A 21,792-nucleotide genomic window follows, 5' to 3' on the forward strand; every position below is an offset into this window, starting at 1 on the left:
GGCGGTCTGTGGTCTTTGTCAGGCCATGGGCGGCCGCTTTTTGTTGGCGGTCGGCCTCTTTGACTGTTCGTTCAAAAAAATATTTATTTTTTTGACTGATTGGTCAAAGAAGCATCGTTTTTTTGTTGCATAAATTTATAAATGTTGTTTATAATATCGTTGACTTCTTGGTCATAGGTGTATGGAGGCGAGGACAATGGTCGATATCCGGCAATTGATTGAACGGCTGCGCCAGCGCGGGGTGCGGGCCGATTTTGTGAAGCCGCGCGTGTTGTTGCCATCGTATCCACAATGGGAAGCGGCGAATGGGAAGGGGATGGACCAGTGCCATGGATGAACGGCGCGTTCAATTTATCGAAATTGCGATGAAGCTGTTTGCGGAAAAAGGGTATCATGCGACATCGATCCAAGATTTGGTGGAAGCATGGGGCATTTCCAAAGGAGCGTTTTATCATCATTTTTCTTCAAAAGAGGAACTGTTGCTGGCGGTGTTGCAGCATTACAGTGAGAACATGATGGCCGATTTGACAGCAGCGGCCGGCGGCGGGACGGAAAAAGAACAGTTCATCCGCCAGCTGGCTGCTCATTTTTCTCATGTCCGCCAATACAAGGAGTTTTTGCATATGGTTATGTCGGAACAGCTGCCAAAAGTCAATCCGGAGATTGAGCGGTATATGTTCCGTCAGCACGGCCGTCTTTTTTTATGGTATTGCACCCGTCTTGAAGAAGTGTATGGAGAGGCGATTCGGCCGTATGTGTATGATGCGGCCATGATGGTGAACGGCATCGTGCGCCAATATTTGTTTTACTTTTTCTTTCACCAAGAGATGTTTAACGCGGAAGAAGCCGCTCGTTTCCTTATGCGCCGCTTCGATGCGATCGTCGACAGCTTTGCGGCAGGCGAACGTCCGCTGTTGACGAAGGAGTCACTAGCCCCATGGATGGAGCTGGAAGAGCGCGAGCGGCAGAGACAACGGGAACGGCTGGCCTCGGTGTTTTCCGCCGTCCGGGAGGCGGCAAAGGAACTTGGCGCAAAGCAGATGGATGATGTGCTTGAGGCGGTGGCTGCGCTCGAGGAAGAGCTGCTCGAACGCCATGAACCGCCGCGCGTCTATCTGGTCGAGGCGCTGCTTTTATATTTGCGTCATCAACAAGCGCCTTCGCTTGTGGAGGCCTTGGCCGCGCTCAGTCAAGAAATTGAGACATATCGACAATTGAATGGATGGGAGAGAGGAACATGGAAAAGGCATTAGTAGCGCCGGCCAGCACGATTCGGCATCGCCCGCTGCTCATTACAGGACTTATTATCGCCATGTTGTTTGCGGCGCTCGACGGAACGATCGTTGGCACCGCGATGCCGCGCATCGTCGGGGAGCTCGGCGGGCTTGGCGTGATGACATGGCTGACAACGGCGTACATGTTAACGTCGACAGCGGTCGTGCCGATCGCCGGGAAGCTTGCCGACGTATTAGGGCGTCGAATCGTATATGTGAGCGGACTCATCATTTTTATGGCCGGCTCCGCGCTTTGCGGCATGGCGAACGATATGACCGAGCTCATCATTTACCGCGGCATTCAAGGACTGGGCGGCGGGATTATGATGCCGATGGCGATGATTGTCATCGGTGACGTGTTCACCGGCAAGGAGCGGGCGAAATGGCAAGGAGTGTTCGGTGGTCTGTACGGTCTCGCTTCAGTGCTGGGCCCGCAAATCGGCGGCTTTATCGTCGACCATTTGAACTGGCGCTGGGTGTTTTACATCAACTTGCCGGTCGGCATTCTCGCCACGGTGCTGATTGCGATGGGGTTAAGCAAATATAAAGCCGAAGGGCCGGTGAAATTTGACATCGCCGGGATGGCGACGTTGACGGCAGGTGTCGTCAGCTTGTTGTTGGGGTTGACGTTTGGCGGCGACCGATATCCGTGGGGCTCATGGCAAATCGTTTCGTTGTTTGCGGCCGCGGTTGTCTTTTTCGCTTTGTTTGTTTGGGCGGAAAAACGGGCGGAGGAGCCGATCATTCCGCTTTGGCTCTTCCGCAACCGGACGTTTACGTTGTTAAACGGCATCGGCTTTTTCATGAGCGTCGGTATGTTCGGAGCCATCATGTTCGTCCCGTTTTTTATGCAAGGGGTGGTTGGGGTAAGTGCCACAGAGTCAGGAACGATTATGACACCGATGATGATTACGATGATTATCGGCAGTGTCGTTGGCGGCCGACTCGTTTACCGAATTGGTGTGAAAACACAGCTGATCGTCGGCATGGCCATTATGTTGTCAGCGTTTGGCTTGCTTGGCACGATGGATGTCGAGACGTCGAAATGGACGGCGACGATGTATATGATCATTCTCGGTCTTGGCACAGGGCTCGTGATGCCGATTTTGACGCTCGCCCTGCAAGAAAGCTTTCCAAAATCGGAGCTTGGCGTCGTGACGTCTTCAAGCCAATTTTTCCGCTCGATCGGCGGGACGTTTGGCATGACAGTGCTCGGGGCCATCATGAATCATCGTTCGAGCACTTTGCTTGACGAGCGGCTCATGCCAAAGCTTGAAGCGCTGCCGGCGCAGGCGAAAGGGGCTGTCGACCGCTTTGCCGATATGATCCATACCGACCCGCAAGGCTTGTATTCCGTCTTGCTCAGTCCGGAAGCGATGGCCAAGATTCCAGCGCTGCTGCGCGACATGTTCGTGCCGGTGCTGAAGCAGTCGCTTGTCGATTCCCTGCAGGCGGTCTTTTGGTTCGGGCTCGCGTTTATCGCGGTGGGCTTGCTTTTGGTGTTCGGCTTGAAACGGATCGCCTTGTCCGATCGGGCTGAGGCGATGAAGCCGTTGAAGCAGGCAAAAGAGACCGAGTGAAGAAAAGGAAACGGCGGACCGCGCCTTTTCAGCGAGAAGGCGGGCCGCCGTTTTTTGCCGCGACGAACAAAACTCCCCCGGAGCGATGAGGCATCCGGGGGTGAGGTGCCAATGGAAGCCGGCGGCTCGCTCCGTGCGGCCCATTTCGCCAGGCGGTTTCGCATCGACGTGATGCCCGGCGCATGGCGGTTTCACGGTGACGATTCGCGATGGCTGGTTACGTTGCACCCGCATCCGCGCTCTGTCCGAAGACGCGGGAGCGGGTGAGAAAGCGGACGCCTTCCGGACCTTCGAGCGAAAACATGCCGCCGCGCCCGGGGACGACGTCAATGATGAGCTGCGTATGCTTCCAATATTCGTATTGCGCCTTAGCGATGTAAAACGGGCAGCCGCCGATTTCGCCAAGCAAAACATCGGAATCGCCGACGATCAACTCGCCGAGCGGGTAGCACATCGGCGAGCTGCCGTCGCAGCAGCCGCCGGATTGGTGGAACATGAGCGGACCGTATTTCGCCTTTAATTTTTCAATCAATTCTAACGCTGCTTCGGTGGCGATGACTTTCGGTTCATCAGGCATCGGATGCACCTCCTTTCGCATCATGGCCAAAGACAGGCCCCTAGAGCAGCTTTGCTGGATTCGTCGAATGGAACGGTTGTTGCGTCGTTTTCCATTCCATCATCAAAAGGCGTTTGCGTGGTTTTGGCGGCAATGGATGCAACAGTGGGCAAAAGGCAACGCGTCGGCGCTGCCTTTTGCTGTGGAAGAGCAGGTGGACCAATGTCAGAACAAGCCAAGTTTTTTCGGCGAATAGCTGACGAGCAAGTTTTTCGTTTGTTGATAATGGTCAAGCATCATTTTGTGCGTTTCGCGGCCGATGCCGGACATTTTGTAGCCGCCGAACGCCGCATGGGCCGGATAGACGTGGTAGCAGTTCGTCCAGACGCGGCCAGCCTGGATGCCGCGGCCGAAGCGGTACGCGGTGTTGATGTCGCGCGTCCAGACGCCGGCGCCAAGGCCGTACAGCGTCTCATTGGCGATCGAAAGCGCTTCGTCATGATCTTTAAACGTCGTGACTGCGAGCACTGGGCCGAAAATTTCTTCTTGGAAAATACGCATTTTGTTATGCCCTTTGAAAACGGTCGGCTTGACGTAATAGCCGCCGGCGAGTTCTCCTTCGAGCATGTTCCGCTCGCCGCCGATCAAGAGCTCAGCGCCTTCCTGTTTGCCGATGTCGATGTATGACAAAATTTTCTCGAGCTGTTCGGAGGAGGCTTGCGCGCCGATCATCGTTTCCGTATCGAGCGGATTGCCTTGCTTGATTTGCTTGACGCGCTCAAGCGCCCGTTCCATAAAGGCGTCGTAAATCGACTCATGGATGAGGGCGCGCGACGGGCATGTGCACACTTCGCCTTGGTTTAAGGCGAACATCGTAAAGCCTTCAAGCGCTTTATCAAGAAAGTCATCGTCTTTGTCCATCACATCAGCGAAGAAAATGTTCGGGGACTTGCCGCCAAGCTCAAGCGTAACCGGCACGATGTTTTGCGAGGCGTATTGCATGATGAGCCGTCCGGTCGTCGTTTCACCGGTGAACGCCACTTTCGCCACGCGCGGGTTCGAGGCGAGCGGCTTGCCGGCTTCTAAGCCAAAGCCGTTGACGATGTTGACGACGCCAGGTGGAAGCAAATCTTCGATGAGTTCGATGAGAACGAGGATCGATGTCGGTGTTTGTTCCGCCGGTTTCAAGACGACGCAGTTGCCGGCCGCGAGCGCTGGCGCGAGTTTCCAGGCCGCCATTAAAATCGGGAAGTTCCACGGGATGATTTGCCCGACGACGCCGAGCGGTTCTTTGAAATGATAGGCGACCGTGTCGTGATCGATTTCCGAAATCGTGCCTTCTTGCGCGCGGATGCAGCTGGCAAAATAGCGGAAATGGTCGATGGCAAGCGGAATGTCAGCCGCGAGCGTCTCACGGATTGGCTTGCCGTTTTCCCATGTTTCCGCAACGGCGAGCATTTCTAAGTTTTCTTCCATCCGATCGGCGATTTTGTTCAGCAAACGGGCGCGCTCTGCCGGAGACGTGCGTCCCCATGCGTCTTTGGCCGCATGGGCGGCGTCAAGCGCCAGTTCGATGTCCGCCGCTTTCGAGCGCGGCACTTCGCAATACGGCTGTCCGGTGATCGGCGTAATGTTTTCAAAATATTCGCCGTCGACCGGCGGCACCCATTTGCCGCCAATGAAGTTTTCGTAGCGCTTTTTAAATGTAACAAGCGCGCCTAGCTGGCCTGGTTGTGCGTAGATCATCCCCGATTCCTCCTTCAATGGATTCTGTATCCGCTTACAATGGAAGGAATATTTAAAAAATTCCTCCCAATGATTAGGTTAGCATGGCTGGACAATATTGTCAAATGGAAAAGCCTCAACGACCTTCACCTGAAAACGAGCCGCCCTGCCGCCGGAGCAGGGAGGGGCATCAGTCGACTTCCAGCCCCTCAATCCAGCGGCTCGCATAGACGCTGCAAAGATGATGGAACACTTCGAGCAGTTCGTTTGGATCGGCGGCGAAAAATGCGCGGGCGGCTGATTCATTTTCTTCACGGACAAACTCAAGCAAAAAATCGGTAGCGATCCGGTTAAAGAGAAGGAGCGCGCTATAGGAGCGCTCGAGCTGATGTTTCCGCTCTATCAAGTTGTCGATTTGCTCAAATGGCCGGCCGTAGCGGGCGGTCAGCTCCGGCAGCCGGCGCCGGATCGCTTGCTGGGCGTCCGTTAGCATCGCCTCGATCGTCTGTGGCGATAGAAACGTTTGCTCACGCAGCATGTAGCTCCAAATTTGCTTTAACGCATGCGCCGATTCGCCGGCGAAGGCGATGTTGCTGAGCAAATTATTCATATAGCGTTCGTCATCCGCTGCCTGGATGCGCAGTTTCATAATGATTTCGAGCACATCGGAATGGATTTTTTCTTTTCGCCATGGTTTGGTCAGTTCGTGAAGCAAAACGGAAAGCCAACGTGCCGCTTCGTCTTTCGTCATCATTCGCCATTCCTTTCGTTGCGAAGTTGCCGCTTTCATTGTACCATGTTGCTCCCCATCCTTGAATGAAAAAGAAGTTGGAAAGGCGCCGGTCAAATTCATGATTGCTGCTAGGGACCAGTTGGCGTATGATGATTTTAGAGATGAAAGAACGGCGCGACAGGCATATTTTCACGCGCCTGTCATATGCTCGAACGAGACGAAGGAAAGGAGAGAGGAGCATGAAGCCGTTGCGTCTGCGCGGCCACCATTTGCTTTGTGTGCATGGGTTTCGGGGCATGGGCTACAGTCCGTCGTTCGTCGAGAAGATGTGGGCGATCGTCGAGCGCATCCGTGATGAAAAGGATGATTTTCCGATTGAAGTGGTAGCGGCGCTTGATGAGGCGTGCCTCGCCTGTCCGCATCATGGAGAGACGACGTGCGAGGCGGGGCCGAATTCCGACGCTCATGTCCGCTCGCTCGACGGAAACGTGATCCGCCATTTAGGGCTTGAGGCGGGCAAGGTGTATTGGAAGTCGGAATTGATCCGGCGGACGGCGGAAAACGTAAAACCGGACGATTTGGACCACCTCTGCCGCCATTGCTCGTGGCTGCCGTATGGCGTCTGCAAAGAAGGCATTGCGAACGTCCGCCGCGGCAATGTGGCGCAAACGTGAGAAGTGATTTGCGGAAAAAGAATCGAAGGACGATGGGAACACGGCGCTGCGCTGAGCCGTCATTCGTTTGTCAAGGCGGGGGGCCTGTTGCAGCGGCATCTGATAGATGCAACGAAGAAGTTTAACATATCCTTGACGGAAAAGCGGTTTGTCCATTTTCGACTGTCGAGGGCAAGCCTGTAGCTTGGAAGACCGAACAACCATCCGCTTCACAGACCCATACTGGGGCTGAAAGCGGTGTTGTTCGGTCGCTCGACAGTCGATCCAATGCTCGGTAAAAGCGGCAAATGGTAAAGCTTCAAATGGCATCTATATGTTTTGAAAAGAGTCATGGCCGGCGATGGCGGCGTTTTGGGACGTTGGCGGAAATTTCTAAAAAATGAATAGTTCCATGGGCGGAAAAATGTGATATGATAAACAATTATAGAGACTTTCGACAGAAAGGGTCATGGAGATGAAAGTAGCCAAATTTGGTGGAAGTTCGGTGGCAAGCGCCGCACAGTTCCGCAAAGTGGCCGACATTGTCAGTTCGGATATTGAGCGCCGCATCGTCGTTGTATCAGCTCCTGGAAAGCGGTATAAAGATGATGTGAAAGTGACGGATATGCTCATTCGCCTCGCCGAACAGGTGGCAGCGGATGAGCCGTATGAACAAACGATGCAAGAAATCACAAAACGATACGCCGACATTGTAGATGAACTTGAGTTGGAAGCAGATGGATTTTTAGCTGAACTTGTGGATGACTTACAATCCAAAATCAGCGCCTATCGGAACGATCCGCCCCGCCTGTTTGACGCCATGAAAGCGAGCGGCGAGGACCATAACGCAAGGCTGATGGCGATTTATTTGCAAGATTTTGGGCTTGAGGCCAGCTACGTCAGCCCGCTGGAAGCCGGCATCATCGTCACTGATGAGCCAGGCAACGCCCAAGTGCTCCCGGAATCGTATGAAAAGCTGCGGCAGCTTCGTGAACGCCGCGGTGTGCTCGTAATCCCGGGATTTTTCGGCTATTCCCGATCGGGCCATATCGTCACGTTCCCGCGCGGCGGGTCGGATATTACGGGCTCGATCGTTGCCGCCGGCGTGAAAGCCGACGTGTATGAAAACTTTACCGATGTCGACTCGATTTATTGCGTTAACCCATCGATCGTCGCTGATGCGCGCAAGTTGAAGGAAATTACGTATCGGGAAATGCGCGAGCTGTCGTATTCCGGCTTTTCCGTCTTCCATGACGAGGCGCTGGAGCCCGTCTACCGCGCCGGCATTCCCGTTTGCGTCAAAAACACCAACAACCCGGCGGCTCCAGGCACGTGGATCGTCGCCAAGCGCAACCATATCGAGGAACCGGTCGCCGGCATTGCGAGCGACACTGGCTTTTGCAGCATCAACATCAGCAAATATTTAATGAACCGCGAAATCGGATTCGGCCGCCGCGTGCTGCAAATTTTAGAAGACGAAGGCATTTCATATGAACATACGCCATCCGGCATCGACAACATGTCGATCATTTTGCGGGCGAGCCAGCTCGCTGACGGAAAAGAAGAGCGCATTTTAGCCCGCATTCGCGAGGAGCTGGCGGTCGACGAAGTCAATGTGGAATACGGACTGGCGCTCATCATGGTGGTCGGCGAAGGGATGGAAAAAACGGTCGGGATGGCGGCCAAAGCGGTGACGGCGCTTGCCAATGCCAACATCAACTTAGAGATGATCAACCAAGGATCGTCCGAAGTGAGCATGATGTTCGGCGTCAAAGAAGACGTCGTCAACGAGGCGGTGCGCGCATTGTACAACGCCTACTTTCAAGAACTGACACTCAGCCGGCCTTCCTAAAGCTGCGCGATGCCCAGGTGCTTTTCATGCCTGGGCATCTTTTTTATGGAGAAGGCGCGCGTTTAAGGCCGGTTCATTTCTCCCGGCGATGGCCGTTTTGTATACATAAGAAAAAGAAGTTCGGAAAATACTACCAATGTACAAAAACGGCAACGGAAGGGAGAACATGACGATGAGAACATGGCTAGTGACAGCGTTTCTTGCGACGGTGATCGCCTTGTTTCCGGGCGGCGCCTCGGCCGAGGTCAACCGCGCGGAACTGGAGGAGTATATCGAAAGCGTCGGCTGGACGATGGGCGATTTGTTAGCCTATCTTGACCGGTACGGGCTCACGGTCGCTGATTTCCGCACGATGGACGAACTTAGGCAATGGCTTGGCACACCGCTGACGGACGAACGGTTTCACGCCGTTTTGCGTCGGCACGGGCTGACGGTCGAGGAGCTCGAGGCGCTGCTCGGCCAGTTTGGCGAAACGGTGCAAGACTACACATTTGTTGAAGACTTAGACCGGGCCGTCCGCTTTTACTCACAGCATAACGCCGCCATGCAGCAAATGAACGATTTGCTTGGGGTGCTTGGTATGACGGAGCAGGAAGTGCGCGCCTTCACCCGCCATATCGCCTCGATTGACGACCCGCAATTGGCTGGGCAGCTGGCGGCGCTTCGTGCGCAGCTGCGCCCGTTTGAACAGACCGAGGGGCCGTGGACGGATGAGCAACGTCGCGAACTGCGAGCCCTTTGGGAAAAAGCGCTTCGTTTGCTGCAGCTTGAGGCCAAGTACTATGTCAACGGGCGGGAGATAACGCCGTCAGCGGCCGCTGCAGCCGATACGAAGACGATCGTGAAATTGTATAACCGCCAAGGTGAAGAAATGGCCGATATCGCGATGACAAGGGACATGTTGACGTCCGGCTACATCGTCCGCGCCGGGGAGAAAGGGATTGAAGCCGGGCTGCTGGCGCTTGAGATGAAGGGGATGATGCAAGGAGAAAAATTGCCGGATACGGCGTCGCCGTATTTGCCGCAGGCGGCGGCCGGGTTGCTGCTGGCTGTCGCAGGAGCTCTCCTTTACCGGCGGGCGGGGCGCCTTAAAGGGTGAGCGGCTGTGAAGAGGGAGCAGACAGTGTGGAAAAAAGATGCGCCTCGGCATCGATGGAAACGCAAAGCTGCCCGCTGGGCGGCCGCGGCCGCTGTCGCCATCGGAGCGGCAACAGCAGGTTGGAACGGCTATTGGTACATCGTTGGCTGGAAAGCAGCGAATCAAGAGGCGGTCCGCTTGCCTGCCTTGGACTCGTCTCCATCATCGGGAGCCGAAGCGGCCCACGCGTCCCGCCGTCCGGTTGAACAAGCCGCTGCTCCGCTGGGGGCGCATCTTGGCGAGCTGGTCATTCCGAAGCTCGGGGTGGCGATCCCGGTATACGAAGGCGTCCGCGAGCAAGAGCTGCGCCGCGGCGCCGGCCATTACCCGGCCAGCGCTTGGCCGGGGGGAAAGGGGCATGTCGTGCTGTCAGGGCATCGCGACACGGTGTTTCGCCGCCTTGGGGAACTGGGGATCGGTGATGCTCTCGTCATCCGGGCGGCGGACACAGCTGTTCATTATCGCATCGTCCGCATCCGCATCGTCGATGACGATGATCGGACCGTTCTCGTCAACAAGGCACGTCCGACGTTGACGGTGACGACGTGCTATCCGTTCCGTCTCATCGGCCGCGCCCCGAAGCGCTACATCGTCACCGCCCGCCCGGTTCAGACCGTTTCGCTGGAACGCGTTCACAATGAATGGTAAGCTGTCCATGCCAATGGACATGGACAGCATTCGCTTTGGCGAGGGATGCGTCAGTGAATGAAAGCTGTCGCGCGTCAATGGCGCGTATCGGCGACCTGCCCACACTGTCCGGTTTCGTTCGTGCATGTCGATTTCGCTGCCCACGTTTGATGGCCGTCCGATCTCGATGGATATACAAAAAGGCTAGAGAGTCGCGCTCTCTAGCCTTTTATTATGTCCGTCCGTCCCTCGCTCTCACGCCTTGCCGCTCATCCATTTGCTGGCGGAATTCTTTGAGCAGCGCCTCGCCTTGCAACCCTTTCTCAACAAGGCCGGCCAATACCATTTCAGCCAAATGAGTCCGCCGCGGGATCATCAACCCTTCCATTAGCACGCTAATATGGCCGTTCATTTTCGTGATGGAACGGACGGCAACAAGCATGTTCGCCGGATCGTTGCCCGGGTTGGTGATCGTCACTTGCAGCTGAAACTCAGTCCGCTCCTTCAATCCGGCAAATACCGGTTCGTATTCATCATCCAAATACGCCTCGACGAGCCAGCGGTTTTGCCCGTCTTCCTTATTGATGATCAGGCCGTCAATAAACGGAATGTCCCGGCGGTGCATCCCCTCGTCAATCACCGAGAGCCCGACAAGCTTGAACGTTTTCATGGTCGCCCACCTCATCACGATTGTCTATTCATGATTATACCATAGCCAACGAAGGGAAGAAAAACAGGATGATGCGCCTGTCTCCGCCAAAGCCATCCACATATTTTGCTGCGAAATGACAAAAACGCCATTTTGCTGCGCTATTGCTGGCGCATTGTCCGCATTTGCCGGGGATTGTACTTATAGATTGCGCAGAAAAATGCAAAAATCGCAGTTTTACGGCAAAAAACGCGATCGTTTATCATAAGGATGCGGTGGATGGAAAGGAGGGATGCGCCGGCGTATGGTCAATCAAGTGGTGCTTGTCGGGCGGTTGACGAAAGACCCGGAGCTCCGTTACACAGCCGAAGGAGCAGCCGTGACGACCGTCACCTTGGCGGTGGCGAGAAATTTCCGCAACGCGGAAGGAGGGATTGATGCCGATTTCGTTCCATGCGTCTTATGGCGGAAAACAGCGGAACATACCGCCAATTACTGCCGGAAAGGATCGATGGTGGCGGTGACGGGAAGAATTCAGACGCGCCGCTACGATAATAAGGACGGCCAACGCGTCTATGTGACCGAGGTCGTCGCGGATTCGGTAAAATTTCTCCACTCCGGCAAAACACGGGAATGGCCGGAGCACGTCTAAACGGATTCGCAACTTCCGTAAAGGGCCACTGAATCCGTTCCCTTTCTCCCGTTTTGATGATTTGTTTCCCCATTCATTCCTTTCTTAACGAATCCCCAAGAGAAAGAACGTGTCCTCGCAAGACTCCCCAACGATGGCGCTAGCAGCCGATGTTAGCGCTTTTTTTGTCGAAGGGCGGGAGTCAGCCGAGGGCTTCGGCGCACTCTTTAATGATCGTGATCAGCATCGTTTCGACATGTTTTCGTTTTTTCTCCGGCAATTTCGCCAACGTGTACACCGCGTCGCTGATCTCGCGGTTTCGCAGCACATAATCGACGACAGCGAGCGTCTTTTCACCCATTTCCGTTTCCCCATACAGCCGCTTCACTTCCCGCAGCACTTCCCGCTGTCCGAGTTCGCTGCCGAGTAAAAAATCAGCGCTGACGTTAAACAAATGGCATAGCTTTTCGAGCGATTGAATGTCAGGAAGCAGGCTGCCGTTTTCCCATTTGCTGATTTGCGAACGCGACACGTTCAGCTGCTCGGCCAGCTCTTCCTGTGTCCAGCGCCGTTGTTTTCGCAGTTGTTTGAGCATCTCCCCCAAGTTTGTCATCGTTCGTCACCACGCTTTTCATCATTACTCTTTAAAGATAGAAAAGCATGGAGTCAATGGTTGTTCCTTTTTCGCTCATTTCTATCTTTGTTTCTAAATCAGAACAGATTTGTCCGTGATTTCGTCGTTCGGCATCTTTTTTGTCCAGGAAGGACATAGTACAATTAGTTAAAAATAGGAAATTACGAACTAAAAAGAGGGGGTCAAGGTGAACATCTATCTTGCCGATTTTGTCATTTGTGAACGAAACGGGGAGAAACACGCCCAAAAAATGTACCACATCTATATTAAGGAAATGAAAAATCCGTTTTCCGTGCGGCTGAAAACGATCGCCCCGGCCAGTTTCACTGATTCGCTGCGCTCGCTGAAAAACGAAGGTGGACGGATGCGATTTTCGTCTGAAGGCGAGGCGCTGTTTCGCACGATCACGTGCTCGTCCGAAGCTCAGCTCTATTTTGTGTTTAAATGCACGAGCCAGTTGTACATGTTTATCGTCAAGCTCGACCTTCGCCAAAAAAAGTTTACCGTCGCCCTCTACGAGTGGAACGAACCGAGGCAAAAATACATCCCGATCCGCGCTGACGAATGGCTGGCGATGGAAAAACAGCTCATTTATGAAGTGCTGCAGTCGATTTACCTTGTCGATGATCGACGCGTGTCGTATTTGTTCACGTATCCGTCGCCTCCGAAGCGAAGCACGCCCCGTTCTGGCGCATAAACTTCTTCCTTCTTCCAATAAAAAAAATCGTTTCCTTTCATGGCTTTCGTCCGTTATACTGAAAATATAGAACATTACTATTTTTGGCTGCGGGACGTCAAGCCGGCCTGAGGAACTATCCCGCATGAGGCCTCAATGAAAGATGAAAAACGAAACAGACGGCGAAGGGAGAGGGCGCATCCGTGAAACCGAATCACGTTGTTTTCGCCGCTGCCATGGCTTCTGCCTTTTTTCTCGCGCCGGACGAGAGCCAAGCGGCGGAATGGAAGAAAGGCATGAGTTCTCCTGAAATCAAACAGCTCCAGCAGCGCTTGAAAGAAAAAGGCTTTTTCACGTATCCGCAAGCGACCGGCTACTTTGGCGCCATTACCGAAGAAGCGGTCAAAGCGTTCCAACGGGCGATGAACTTGCCAGCCACCGGCATCGTCGATGACGCCACCTACGCGAAGCTCAAAAGCGCGCCTGCGTCAAACGACACGCTCGCCATCGGTTCCCGCGGCGCGGCCGTCAGTGATTTGCAACGCCGGCTGAAACAGCTCGGCTATTTTCGCTATCCGCAAATCACCGGCTACTACGGCGCGGTGACGGCCGATGCCGTGAAGCAGTTTCAACGGGCGAACGGGCTTCCCGCCACCGGCCGGGCGGACCGGGCGACGCTTGAGCGGCTGAAGCAAAAAGAAGAAGGTTCCTCGCCCTCACCGTCTGCGGCGCTGACCGTTGGGGCGCGCGGCGACGACGTCCGCGAGCTGCAGCAACAGCTCAAACAACTCGGCTACTTTACGTATTCGGACATCACCGGCTACTATGGGGTGCTGACCGCCGACGCCATCCGCCGCTTTCAACGCGACAACGGCCTGCCAGTGACCGGCGCGGTCGACAACCAAACCGCTGCCCTCCTTGCGAGCGCAGTAAAAGCGAAAACAAACCCGCCTGCACCGATCGAGCGCGAGCGCCTGGCGGTTCGCCTCTCAATCGGCGCGCTCGGCGAAGACGTCAAGCGCATTCAGACAAAGCTGAAAGAGCTCGGCTACTTCTACACGGCCATCACCGGCTACTACGGCACTGCCACCGCCGACGCCGTTCGCCGCTTCCAACAAGACGCCAAGCTCCCGATGACCGGCGTTGTTGACAGCGAAACATACGAGCGTCTGCTTGGACAAGCTCCCCCGACGAAGGTGGATGTCATCGAACTCGTCGCCGATGCGGCTGAGCTGCTCGGAACCCCATACGTTTGGGGCGGCGATGCGCCGGAAGAGGGATTTGACTGCAGCGGCTTCATTTTCTACCTGTTCCAGCAACAAGGCGTCCCCATCCCGCGCACCGTCGCCTTGATGTGGAATGCAGGCGCATCGGTTTCCGCCCCGGAAGTCGGCGACATCGTCTTTTTCGCCACGACCACCAACGGCCCATCGCATGCCGGCATCTATATCGGCAACGGCCAGTTCATCCATAGCGGCGCTTCGACCAGCGTGACGATCAGCCGCCTCGACCAACCGTATTGGAAACAGCGGTACTTGGGGGCGAAGCGGTTCTTTTAGCATGCTATATAGATGCAACGAAGAAGTTTACCATATCCTTGACGGAAAAGCGGTTTATCCCTTTTCGACTGTCGCAGGCAAGCCTGTGGCTTGCCTCCGTCACGCCTTGGCGTGACGGAGGACCGAACAACCGCCTGCTTCACAGACTCATATATGTGTCTGTGAAGCGGCGTTGTTCGGTCGCCCGACAGTCGATCAAACGCCCGCTAAAAGCTGCAAATGGTAAAGCTTCAAATTGCATCTATATAGAACGACAACGATGACCAAAATGAGGAGGAAAACGAAGATGAAACATGCATCCCAAATGGCAGCCGCCATCTGCCTCGCCGCCGCCATCGCCCTCGGAGGAAATGGACAAACAGTTGACGCCGCCGTCCAATGGGGGCAAGTCCAATGGAAACAAGGCATGATCGGCAAAGTCGTCATTTTGCGCGACACGCCTCTATACCGCCTGAACGGAGCGGCATGGCAGACCGCCATGACGGTGAAACAAGGGCGCGAGTATCGCGTCTACAGCCAAAAACGGGCAGGCGGCGCCGTCTATTACAGCCTCGGCGGCGGACTGTATGCCAAACAAGGGGATGCCATCCAATACGTGCCGTTCACAAAAGACGAACTTCTCGCCCTTGTCGCCCGCTCATTGAAAGGGCAATACATTCTTCAGGCAGGAAATGAATCCGTCCCGTTCGTCATTGAGCGGCAAAAAGGAAATCGTCTGTTCGGCTGGTATTTATACGGCCAAAATATGTCATTGCCGCTTGAAGGCCGCATCGACGGCGCCGCGGTGACACTCTCCATTTATTTCAACGACAATGCCGAAGCGATCGCCGACTCGATCTCTTACTTAAAAGCGTACAACGTGCCGAAGGAAGAGATCGAAAAAATCGCCGAACAGCTCGCCAACAGCGGCGATTACGCCATGCAGCTGCAATTTTCCATCACGAACAGCCCGGAACAATTCGCAGGACAGTTCCGCTTTCTCGATTTGTACTTGAATGACCGCTATGACGTCGTCAAAATGACGCTTGGCCAACCGATGGACGTCACGGTGAAGAAAAACGATTGATGTTTTTGCGCAAAATGTTTGCCAACCAAAACCATCAAACTGCCAAAATATTGTTCTAAATTTCTGTTACAGGCATATTCATATCAATGTCGCCATCGATGGCAATAATTTCAAAGGCATATTCTCTAAAAAATTTGTATTTAGGACTAGAATTTAGAAGAAAAATGTGTTATTATAGGAGACGTAGAACATTAAGGAATGATGTGAAAGTGCTAGCACTGGATGATAGCCTTGCTAATAAGTCTATCATCTGGACACACAGGATGATCCTGGTTCATGTTAGCACCTTTTAGGCAATGAATCTACTAAACGGTAGCCGTTTAGGATCATTGTCTTAAAGTTTCATAAAAACGAAGGGGGATTTTAGGCTTTATGGACAAAAAGAAAGCAGTCAAACTCGCCACAGCCAGCGCTGTAGCAGCGAGCGCTTTCGTCGCCGCCAACCCGCACGCTTCCCAAGCAGCAACGGACGTGGCGACGGTCGTGAGCCAAGCGAAAGCGCAATTTAAAGCAGCGTATTATGCGTACAGCCACACGGTAACGGAAACGGGCAAACTCCCGAACATCAGCGACGTATACGCCGCCTACAACAAAGCGAAAAAAGCGTATGAAAACGCGGTTGCTGTCGTGAACAAAGCCGGCGGCGCGAAAAAAGACGCGTATTTGGCTGACTTGCAAGCTACATACGAAACGTATGTATTCAAAGCCAACCCGAAATCGGGCGAAGCGCGCGTGGCTACGTACATCGACGCTTACAACTATGCGACAAAATTAGACAAAATGCGCCAAGAACTCAAAGCAGCCGTCGATGCGAAAGATCTGAAAAAAGCAGAAGAGCTCTACCACAAAATTTCGTACGAGCTCAAAACGCGCACGGTCATTCTCGACCGCGTCTACGGCCAATCGACGCGCGAACTGCTTCGCTCGCAATTCAAAGCCGAAGCGCAAAAACTGCGCGACAGCTTGATCTACGACATCACCGTTGCCATGAAAGCGCGTGAAGCGCAAGACGCTGTCAAAGCCGGCAACTTGGACAAAGCGAAAGCCGCGCTTGACCAAGTCAACCAATACGTATCGAAAGTAACCGATGCGTTCAAAGCTGAACTGCAAAAAGCAGCACAAGACGCCAATAAGGCGTATGAAGCGGCATTGAAGGTTGAAAGTGTAAAAGCGATTAACAATACAACTGTTGAAGTAACATTCAAAGAAGCAATCGATGACGTAAAAGCACTTCACTTCTCTATCGATGGTCTTGAAGTGAAAAACGCTGTATTAAAACAAAAAACTAACAACGTTGTCGTATTGACAACTTCTCAACAAGAAGGCGGTAAAGAATACGTTGTTAAACTTAATGGCGAAGAATTAGGTAAATTTAAAGGTATCTCTGCGTACGTTCCAACAACAATTACACTTGAATCAGCTTCTGTTCAATCCAAAGTTGGTAAAGAAGTAACATTAAAAGCTAACATTGGCAAAAAAGAAGCTGGTGTACCTGTAACATTCAACATTGATGCTCCAACTGGAAGCTTGAACGAAGATAAAGTCGTAGAAGTTTATACAAACGCAGACGGTATCGCAGAGTATACTTATACTCAATACGCAGCTGGTGTAGACACAGTTTCTGTATATCCAACAGGTGCTCCTGCAACTCGTGATATCGCGAACGTATACTGGGGTGTAGACAACATCCTTACTGTTAAGAGCACAACAGATTCTAACGTTCTAAACAACGGTACTGCAAAATATTACACAGTTGAGCTTAAAGACCCTAAAACAGGTAAAGGTATTAAAGGTGTTAAGTTAAACGTAACATTTGCTGAAAATATTGATGATACAACAGCTAACGACTCTAAAGCAGTTGTAACGGACCCTACTACTGAAAATACAGCAACACCTTACCAATCAGCTACTGGTCAAAAATACTTAACTATTACAACTGATAACGAAGGTAAAGCTGGATTCACTGTAACTGGAGCAAATACAAAAGTAACTCCAATCGTGTTCATTGACAGTGATGAAGCAGCCCTTAAAGATGTTGCATTAGCTGGCAACAAAAACGATCGTTTAGATGCTCGTGAATTACGAGTAGCTGCTCCTTCAGTAGAGTTCGTTGGTGCTCAAACTGGTTACTCTATCACGTTTGACAAATCAACTTCTTTTGAAGGTGTAGTTGGTAAAGATTACACTTACGAAGTAACAGTTAAAGATAAAGAAGGAAAACCTTGGGCTGGTGGAACAATCAACGTTGCCTTAAATGAGAACATCGATGATTCGCTTTCAACAGATGCACCAGGTGTAACAATCAAAGCACACAAAGACTTCCCATTCGATGCGGTAAATGGTGAAGTTAAAACTTTAAAACTTGATAAAGACGGAAAAGCTAAATTCATCGTATCAGGAACAAAAGTAAATGTTACAGCAACTCCGGTTGTATGGATTGACCAAAATACACCTGATGCTAAACAATATGTGAAAGAATCTGGTGAGCCACAACAACTTGCAGGTTCTGTAACATTCCGTGATGAAGTTGTAAAATCTTTAGATTACTATGTGGATGATACTTATCGTGCAGGTGTTTATGTAGCAGGTCATGCTACTGACAAACCTAAGTTTGTTGCTGAATTACTAGATCAAAGTGGCAAACCTGTAAATTACGGTACATTGCAACAAGTAACTTATACTATTACAAACACAGGTAATAAGGAAGTAACATTAGATTTATCTGGTGCTGTTTCTCCACAACCTGTAACAATTGCAGCTGGTAACAGTGTAACAGTAAAAGGTACACCTGGAAGCAAGTCTGCAACATTATTTGTATCATCTCGTGGAGCAGGTAAAGTAAGTGTTGGTATCTCTGCTGTAACGAACGAAAACCTATACTTAACAGGTGCAGCTAAAGAGGTAGAATTCGTTGAAGCATCTGCAGCTCCTTCAACAGTAGTTGGTACTGTGGTTGGTTACAATACAACTGATAATAATGGCAAGTATGGTTATGTAGTAATTAAGGATGACAATGGTAAATTCCACTATGTTGAATACGCTAGCGACAAGAATGCAGTTAAAACTTACTATGTTGGAAATGATGCGTCATTCAACAACTTAACAGAAACAAATACTGATGGTTTTGAAAAAGCTATCAGTGTAAACGACCGTATTAAAGTAGATGGTGATACTTACCGTTTACACAATGCTGATAGCAGTTCAAAATCTGGTCAAATTTCTGGTAATATTGCGCCAGTTGCAGGTCGGATTGTTTCAGCCGTTCTTTCTGATGAAACAGCAGACGTAAACAATTATATTGATACACTAACAATTACGTTCAATAAAACATTAGATGTTTCATCAGTAGCGGATACAGATTTCAATTTCGGTGTAAATGATGCTGATTTAGTTGCTCCAGTTGGCAACACTAATACTTTAGTATTTAAACTTGACACTCCTAATTCATTACCGACTGATATTACAATTGCAGCAGATGCTTTAACTTTCACTGATGGAACTAAAATTGCGGCAATCAATTTCACAAATCTTTTAAAAGCTCCAGTAAGTAAGCTTTATACTGTACAATCTAACTTAGCTGCAGTTACAGGAAGTGACGCTGTTGCTCAAGTAACAGTAGACGGAAAAGATGCTGAATTAAGAGTTGCTAAAGAAGGCAAACCATCTCAATTTGCAGATGTAACATTTAAATTTGAACAAAACAATTCTGACAACTTAAGTGTAACTTACGCTAATAAAGTAGTAACAGTTAAACTGGCTAATACTGATGCGGCTAATAACGCTGCTGATAAAATTGATGCTAACGCTGCTGATAAAATTGATGCTGCTATTAAAGCATTAGGTCAAGTAGATGGCAAAGACTTTACTAAGGTTTCTTTCGTTGATGCTGATTCAAATTGGACGAATGTAACTGGTAAATCTATCTCTACTGCATCTCTTCAATTAGCAGGTGGAGTAGATGCAGTGACAGCTACTAAAGGTCAATACAAATTCACTCTTCTTCGTCAGCTAGTTGAAGGTGAGCAAATTACTGTTAATGGTATTACTTATACAGCAACTAGCAAACCAGGTGCAGGTACACAATTTGTAATCGGTCAAGATGTTAATGAAACAGCTAAAAACTTATTAAATGCAATTAAAGCTAACGATGTACGTTTTGATGATGATGCATCAAGCGTAACAAGTTCTACAATTACTCTAGTTGATGCTAAAGCTGATGGTGCTGCTGCTCCAACTGTACGCTATTAATGAGTGCGGTGCCTGTCACTTCCGAGACAGAGAGTCATAGTTTGACTCTCTGTCTTTTATTGTGTTCAAATCCGTGTTGAATGAAATTTCAAGGATATATTATATTTTTGAATCCATGGCTAAAGCCTTTATTCTCCTTTCCGAGAATAGGGGCTATTTTTGTTTAGGAGGAAAAAGGATGAGTAAGCATCAAACAATCAACCACCAGGAGCTAGAGTTGCTGGAAAGGGAGGTGTCTGCCAAGCAGCCAGCGAAACGCGTCAACATTGTCAGCCTAAAGCTCGTTCGTGAATCGAGCGTGCTGTACAAAGAGCGACAAATCAAATCACCAGAGGACGCATACAAGTTGTAAAGCCATTCCTCATTGAAGCCGATCGTGAGCTGTTTGTTGTTGTTTGCCTAGACACGAAAAATCAACCGACTGCCATTAACATTTGCCACGTAGGCAGTCTCAACTCAAGCATCGTGCATCCAAGGGAGGTGTTCAAGCCAGCGATTCTGTCGAACTCCGCTTCGATTATTGTAGCTCACAATCATCCATCGTCTGACCCGACTCCTTCAAGGGAAGATATTGAAGTGACAAAAAGGCTAGTGGAAGCAGGAAGAATCGTTGGCATTGAATTGCTGGACGATCTTATCGTTTGCGAAGAACGGTTCGTGTCGCTAAAAGAAAAAGGCTACATTTGAAAGGAGGTGAGGACATGCCGCATATTGACTGGTTCGTTGAGAAGATGAAAAGCGAGTTCCATATGGAAGTGCCGCGTGACGAAGTGAGCTACGAGGCGTATGAGTTTTATCATGACGAGATTGACAATTTGCTTGTTCCCGCAGCGCACCTAGAGAAGCTACCGAATCCGATGCTTTTGGAAGCGCTTATGTACGTGGACAAAGAAGGGTACGAGTGGATTGCCGGAGTGGTTATCGATGAGGAGACAAGGAAAATGCTGTACGAAGTGTGGATAAAGGACGGCGAGCAAATCGCCTGCAAGTTATATGTCTGAGATTGGTGGATTTTCGTCCGAAAATATCACGGCTAGACCAAGTGGAAGGGGAAGGGAAAATGGCAAAATATCACCGCATTATCATTGACGGCGTACCATACTACCGGGAATACAGCTATGGATTAGATAGCTATGGTGAAATGCTCAGTGAAGATGAGCTTGTTCAAATGTTGTTGGAGGAAGTGGTCGAGGAAGAGATTGAGATCAACAAAAGGGATATCGAAGCTGCTTTGCGCCGAATTCCGGACTGTGGGGATCGCAACTTACTGCAAAACTACATTCGCTATTTAGAGAAAGCTAGCTGGGAGTAAGTGAGGCAGGTTCCCTTGTATCTTAAGTGAAAAAAGAAAAATATGTAAAAATCGAGAAAAACGGAGAAATTCGAAGAAAAAATGAGATTTAACTTAAAATCACCCAAAAATTGCTATAAATAAGCGCTCATATTTCAGGGGAAAAAATCTCTGAAAAATTTTTGGGCTGGAAATCCACTAGAAAAACCGTTTACGTAAAATCGCCTAAAACAGCCTAAAATCGCTAAAAATCGTCGGAAATGGGATTGGATATATTATAACCTCTCTGATAAAGTAAGAGGCAAAAGATTAAAGGAGTTGAAATAAAATGAAGAAAATCAGCCAAAAACTTTATCCAGGAGAGACTATAACAATGGTATTTCCACCCGATACACCTGCTGCTTTTGAGCATGAGAGTAGTCATTTAGTTGTCCATGGATGTGAGGTAGTGATACCAAAAGACAAAATCGATCGGGATGCAGTAGAGGAATTACTATTTAAAATAGACCGTAATGATGAAATAACAGAGGACGAAAAAAACTACTATCTCTATATTATGAATGATGTCCTTTCCCATTGTGTAAGTGTGGAGGAATTATATCGAGAAGCAGAAAGTCTAAAGCAATATGTGATTGGATATTTAAATGATTTAGGAATTGAACACTATCATTTGAATTTCGATATTGGGGTACTGCATAGTTGATAGTAATCCCCAAATACAAAAGCAGGGTAGCTATTTTAGGAATGCTACCCGAGTTTTTTTATTAGGATGGATAAATAACGAATAACTCACGACATTTCTGTAAATTAGCACATTATTTCGGAACCCCTTTTTCAAATTATTTCAGACGGATTCCGAAATAATGTGCAAAATTTTTGTGAATTATTTCGGATTTTGCA

General features: G+C 50.5%; 21 protein-coding genes and 1 pseudogene. 17 read left to right on the top strand and 5 right to left on the bottom strand.

Features of this window, described 5'->3' with window-relative positions:
• Positions 1–196 precede the first annotated feature (196 nt).
• The 3 genes from CV945_RS17290 to CV945_RS11415 are packed head-to-tail and all read left to right on the top strand — an operon-like array spanning position 197 to position 2,854.
• Complete coding sequence (locus CV945_RS17290; protein ID WP_047819075.1) at positions 197–337, top strand: hypothetical protein; 141 nt, start codon at positions 197–199, stop codon at positions 335–337.
• Positions 330–1,253 (top strand): TetR/AcrR family transcriptional regulator, encoded by a 924-nt coding sequence (locus CV945_RS11410; protein ID WP_100659795.1) that lies wholly within the window; start codon positions 330–332, stop codon positions 1,251–1,253. Before CV945_RS17290 ends, CV945_RS11410 begins: the two co-directional genes overlap by 8 nt.
• Positions 1,238–2,854 (top strand): MDR family MFS transporter, encoded by a 1,617-nt coding sequence (locus CV945_RS11415; RefSeq protein WP_100659796.1) that lies wholly within the window; start codon positions 1,238–1,240, stop codon positions 2,852–2,854. The genes CV945_RS11410 and CV945_RS11415 overlap by 16 nt, the downstream gene beginning before the upstream one ends.
• Positions 2,855–3,071: 217 nt before the next feature.
• On the opposite strand, the gene CV945_RS11425 is transcribed toward CV945_RS11415, so the two are convergent.
• A complete protein-coding gene (locus CV945_RS11425; protein ID WP_047819072.1) occupies positions 3,072–3,431 on the bottom strand; it encodes a DUF779 domain-containing protein in 360 nt (119 codons plus the stop codon).
• A 67-nt stretch (positions 3,432–3,498) separates the two neighbouring features.
• Between CV945_RS11425 and CV945_RS17100 the strand changes: the two genes are divergently transcribed.
• A complete protein-coding gene (locus CV945_RS17100; RefSeq protein WP_157807527.1) occupies positions 3,499–3,666 on the top strand; it encodes a hypothetical protein in 168 nt (55 codons plus the stop codon).
• On the opposite strand, the gene adh is transcribed toward CV945_RS17100, so the two are convergent.
• Positions 3,636–5,156 (bottom strand): aldehyde dehydrogenase, encoded by a 1,521-nt coding sequence (gene adh / locus CV945_RS11430; protein ID WP_100659797.1) that lies wholly within the window; start codon positions 5,154–5,156, stop codon positions 3,636–3,638. The genes CV945_RS17100 and adh overlap by 31 nt on opposite strands.
• Positions 5,157–5,325: 169 nt before the next feature.
• Positions 5,326–5,889: a hypothetical protein gene (locus CV945_RS11435; RefSeq protein WP_232722110.1), complete on the bottom strand. Its 564-nt coding sequence runs from the start codon at positions 5,887–5,889 to the stop codon at positions 5,326–5,328.
• A gap of 218 nt (positions 5,890–6,107) precedes the next feature.
• On the opposite strand from CV945_RS11435, the gene CV945_RS11440 reads away from it, so the two are divergent.
• The 4 genes from CV945_RS11440 (at position 6,108) to CV945_RS11460 (ending at position 10,159) form a co-directional block, all read left to right on the top strand.
• Positions 6,108–6,542, top strand: coding sequence for a DUF1284 domain-containing protein (locus tag CV945_RS11440; RefSeq protein ID WP_050367876.1), 435 nt, complete (start codon positions 6,108–6,110; stop codon positions 6,540–6,542).
• A 454-nt stretch (positions 6,543–6,996) separates the two neighbouring features.
• On the top strand, positions 6,997–8,373 hold the full coding sequence (locus CV945_RS11450) for an aspartate kinase (RefSeq protein WP_100659800.1): 1,377 nt from the start codon (positions 6,997–6,999) through the stop codon (positions 8,371–8,373).
• A 172-nt stretch (positions 8,374–8,545) separates the two neighbouring features.
• The gene (locus tag CV945_RS11455; protein WP_232722112.1) at positions 8,546–9,472 is read left to right on the top strand and encodes a processed acidic surface protein; all 927 of its coding nucleotides are present in this window, start codon (positions 8,546–8,548) and stop codon (positions 9,470–9,472) included.
• 24 nt (positions 9,473–9,496) lie between these two features.
• On the top strand, positions 9,497–10,159 hold the full coding sequence (locus tag CV945_RS11460; RefSeq protein WP_100659802.1) for a class D sortase: 663 nt from the start codon (positions 9,497–9,499) through the stop codon (positions 10,157–10,159).
• A 211-nt stretch (positions 10,160–10,370) separates the two neighbouring features.
• Here the strand turns inward: CV945_RS11460 and CV945_RS11465 are convergent, their stop codons facing one another.
• Positions 10,371–10,808, bottom strand: a complete 438-nt coding sequence (locus CV945_RS11465; protein ID WP_033013755.1) for a YwpF-like family protein — start codon at positions 10,806–10,808, stop codon at positions 10,371–10,373.
• A gap of 271 nt (positions 10,809–11,079) precedes the next feature.
• On the opposite strand from CV945_RS11465, the gene ssb reads away from it, so the two are divergent.
• A complete protein-coding gene (gene ssb, locus CV945_RS11470; RefSeq protein WP_171698135.1) occupies positions 11,080–11,439 on the top strand; it encodes a single-stranded DNA-binding protein in 360 nt (119 codons plus the stop codon).
• Between the two features lie 181 nt (positions 11,440–11,620).
• Here ssb and CV945_RS11475 read toward each other — a convergent pair whose 3' ends face one another.
• Entirely contained in the window at positions 11,621–12,031 is a 411-nt protein-coding gene (locus CV945_RS11475; RefSeq protein WP_100659803.1) for a helix-turn-helix domain-containing protein, read from the bottom strand.
• Positions 12,032–12,239: 208 nt separating this feature from the next.
• Here CV945_RS11475 and CV945_RS11480 point away from each other — a divergent pair, with 208 nt between their 5' ends.
• The 8 genes and pseudogenes from CV945_RS11480 (at position 12,240) to CV945_RS11515 (ending at position 21,595) form a co-directional block, all read left to right on the top strand.
• The gene (locus tag CV945_RS11480) at positions 12,240–12,749 is read left to right on the top strand and encodes a hypothetical protein (RefSeq protein WP_074043798.1); all 510 of its coding nucleotides are present in this window, start codon (positions 12,240–12,242) and stop codon (positions 12,747–12,749) included.
• Between the two features lie 182 nt (positions 12,750–12,931).
• A complete protein-coding gene (locus CV945_RS11485; protein WP_100659804.1) occupies positions 12,932–14,287 on the top strand; it encodes a C40 family peptidase in 1,356 nt (451 codons plus the stop codon).
• 286 nt (positions 14,288–14,573) lie between these two features.
• On the top strand, positions 14,574–15,353 hold the full coding sequence (locus tag CV945_RS11490; protein WP_100659805.1) for a hypothetical protein: 780 nt from the start codon (positions 14,574–14,576) through the stop codon (positions 15,351–15,353).
• Between the two features lie 372 nt (positions 15,354–15,725).
• Positions 15,726–19,601 carry a hypothetical protein gene (locus CV945_RS17540; RefSeq protein WP_232722113.1) on the top strand — a complete coding sequence of 1,292 codons (3,876 nt, stop codon included), beginning with the start codon at positions 15,726–15,728 and terminating at the stop codon, positions 19,599–19,601.
• 178 nt (positions 19,602–19,779) lie between these two features.
• Positions 19,780–20,288 (top strand): annotated as a pseudogene (locus CV945_RS11500) (JAB domain-containing protein).
• A gap of 14 nt (positions 20,289–20,302) precedes the next feature.
• Positions 20,303–20,602, top strand: a complete 300-nt coding sequence (locus CV945_RS11505) for a hypothetical protein (protein ID WP_100659806.1) — start codon at positions 20,303–20,305, stop codon at positions 20,600–20,602.
• Between the two features lie 59 nt (positions 20,603–20,661).
• The gene (locus CV945_RS11510; RefSeq protein ID WP_100659807.1) at positions 20,662–20,913 is read left to right on the top strand and encodes a hypothetical protein; all 252 of its coding nucleotides are present in this window, start codon (positions 20,662–20,664) and stop codon (positions 20,911–20,913) included.
• Between the two features lie 307 nt (positions 20,914–21,220).
• Complete coding sequence (locus tag CV945_RS11515; protein WP_100659808.1) at positions 21,221–21,595, top strand: hypothetical protein; 375 nt, start codon at positions 21,221–21,223, stop codon at positions 21,593–21,595.
• Positions 21,596–21,792: the final 197 nt, after the last annotated feature.

Source organism: Geobacillus sp. Manikaran-105 (assembly GCF_002809955.1).
Taxonomy (GTDB): Bacteria; Bacillota; Bacilli; order Bacillales; family Anoxybacillaceae; genus Geobacillus; species Geobacillus thermophilus.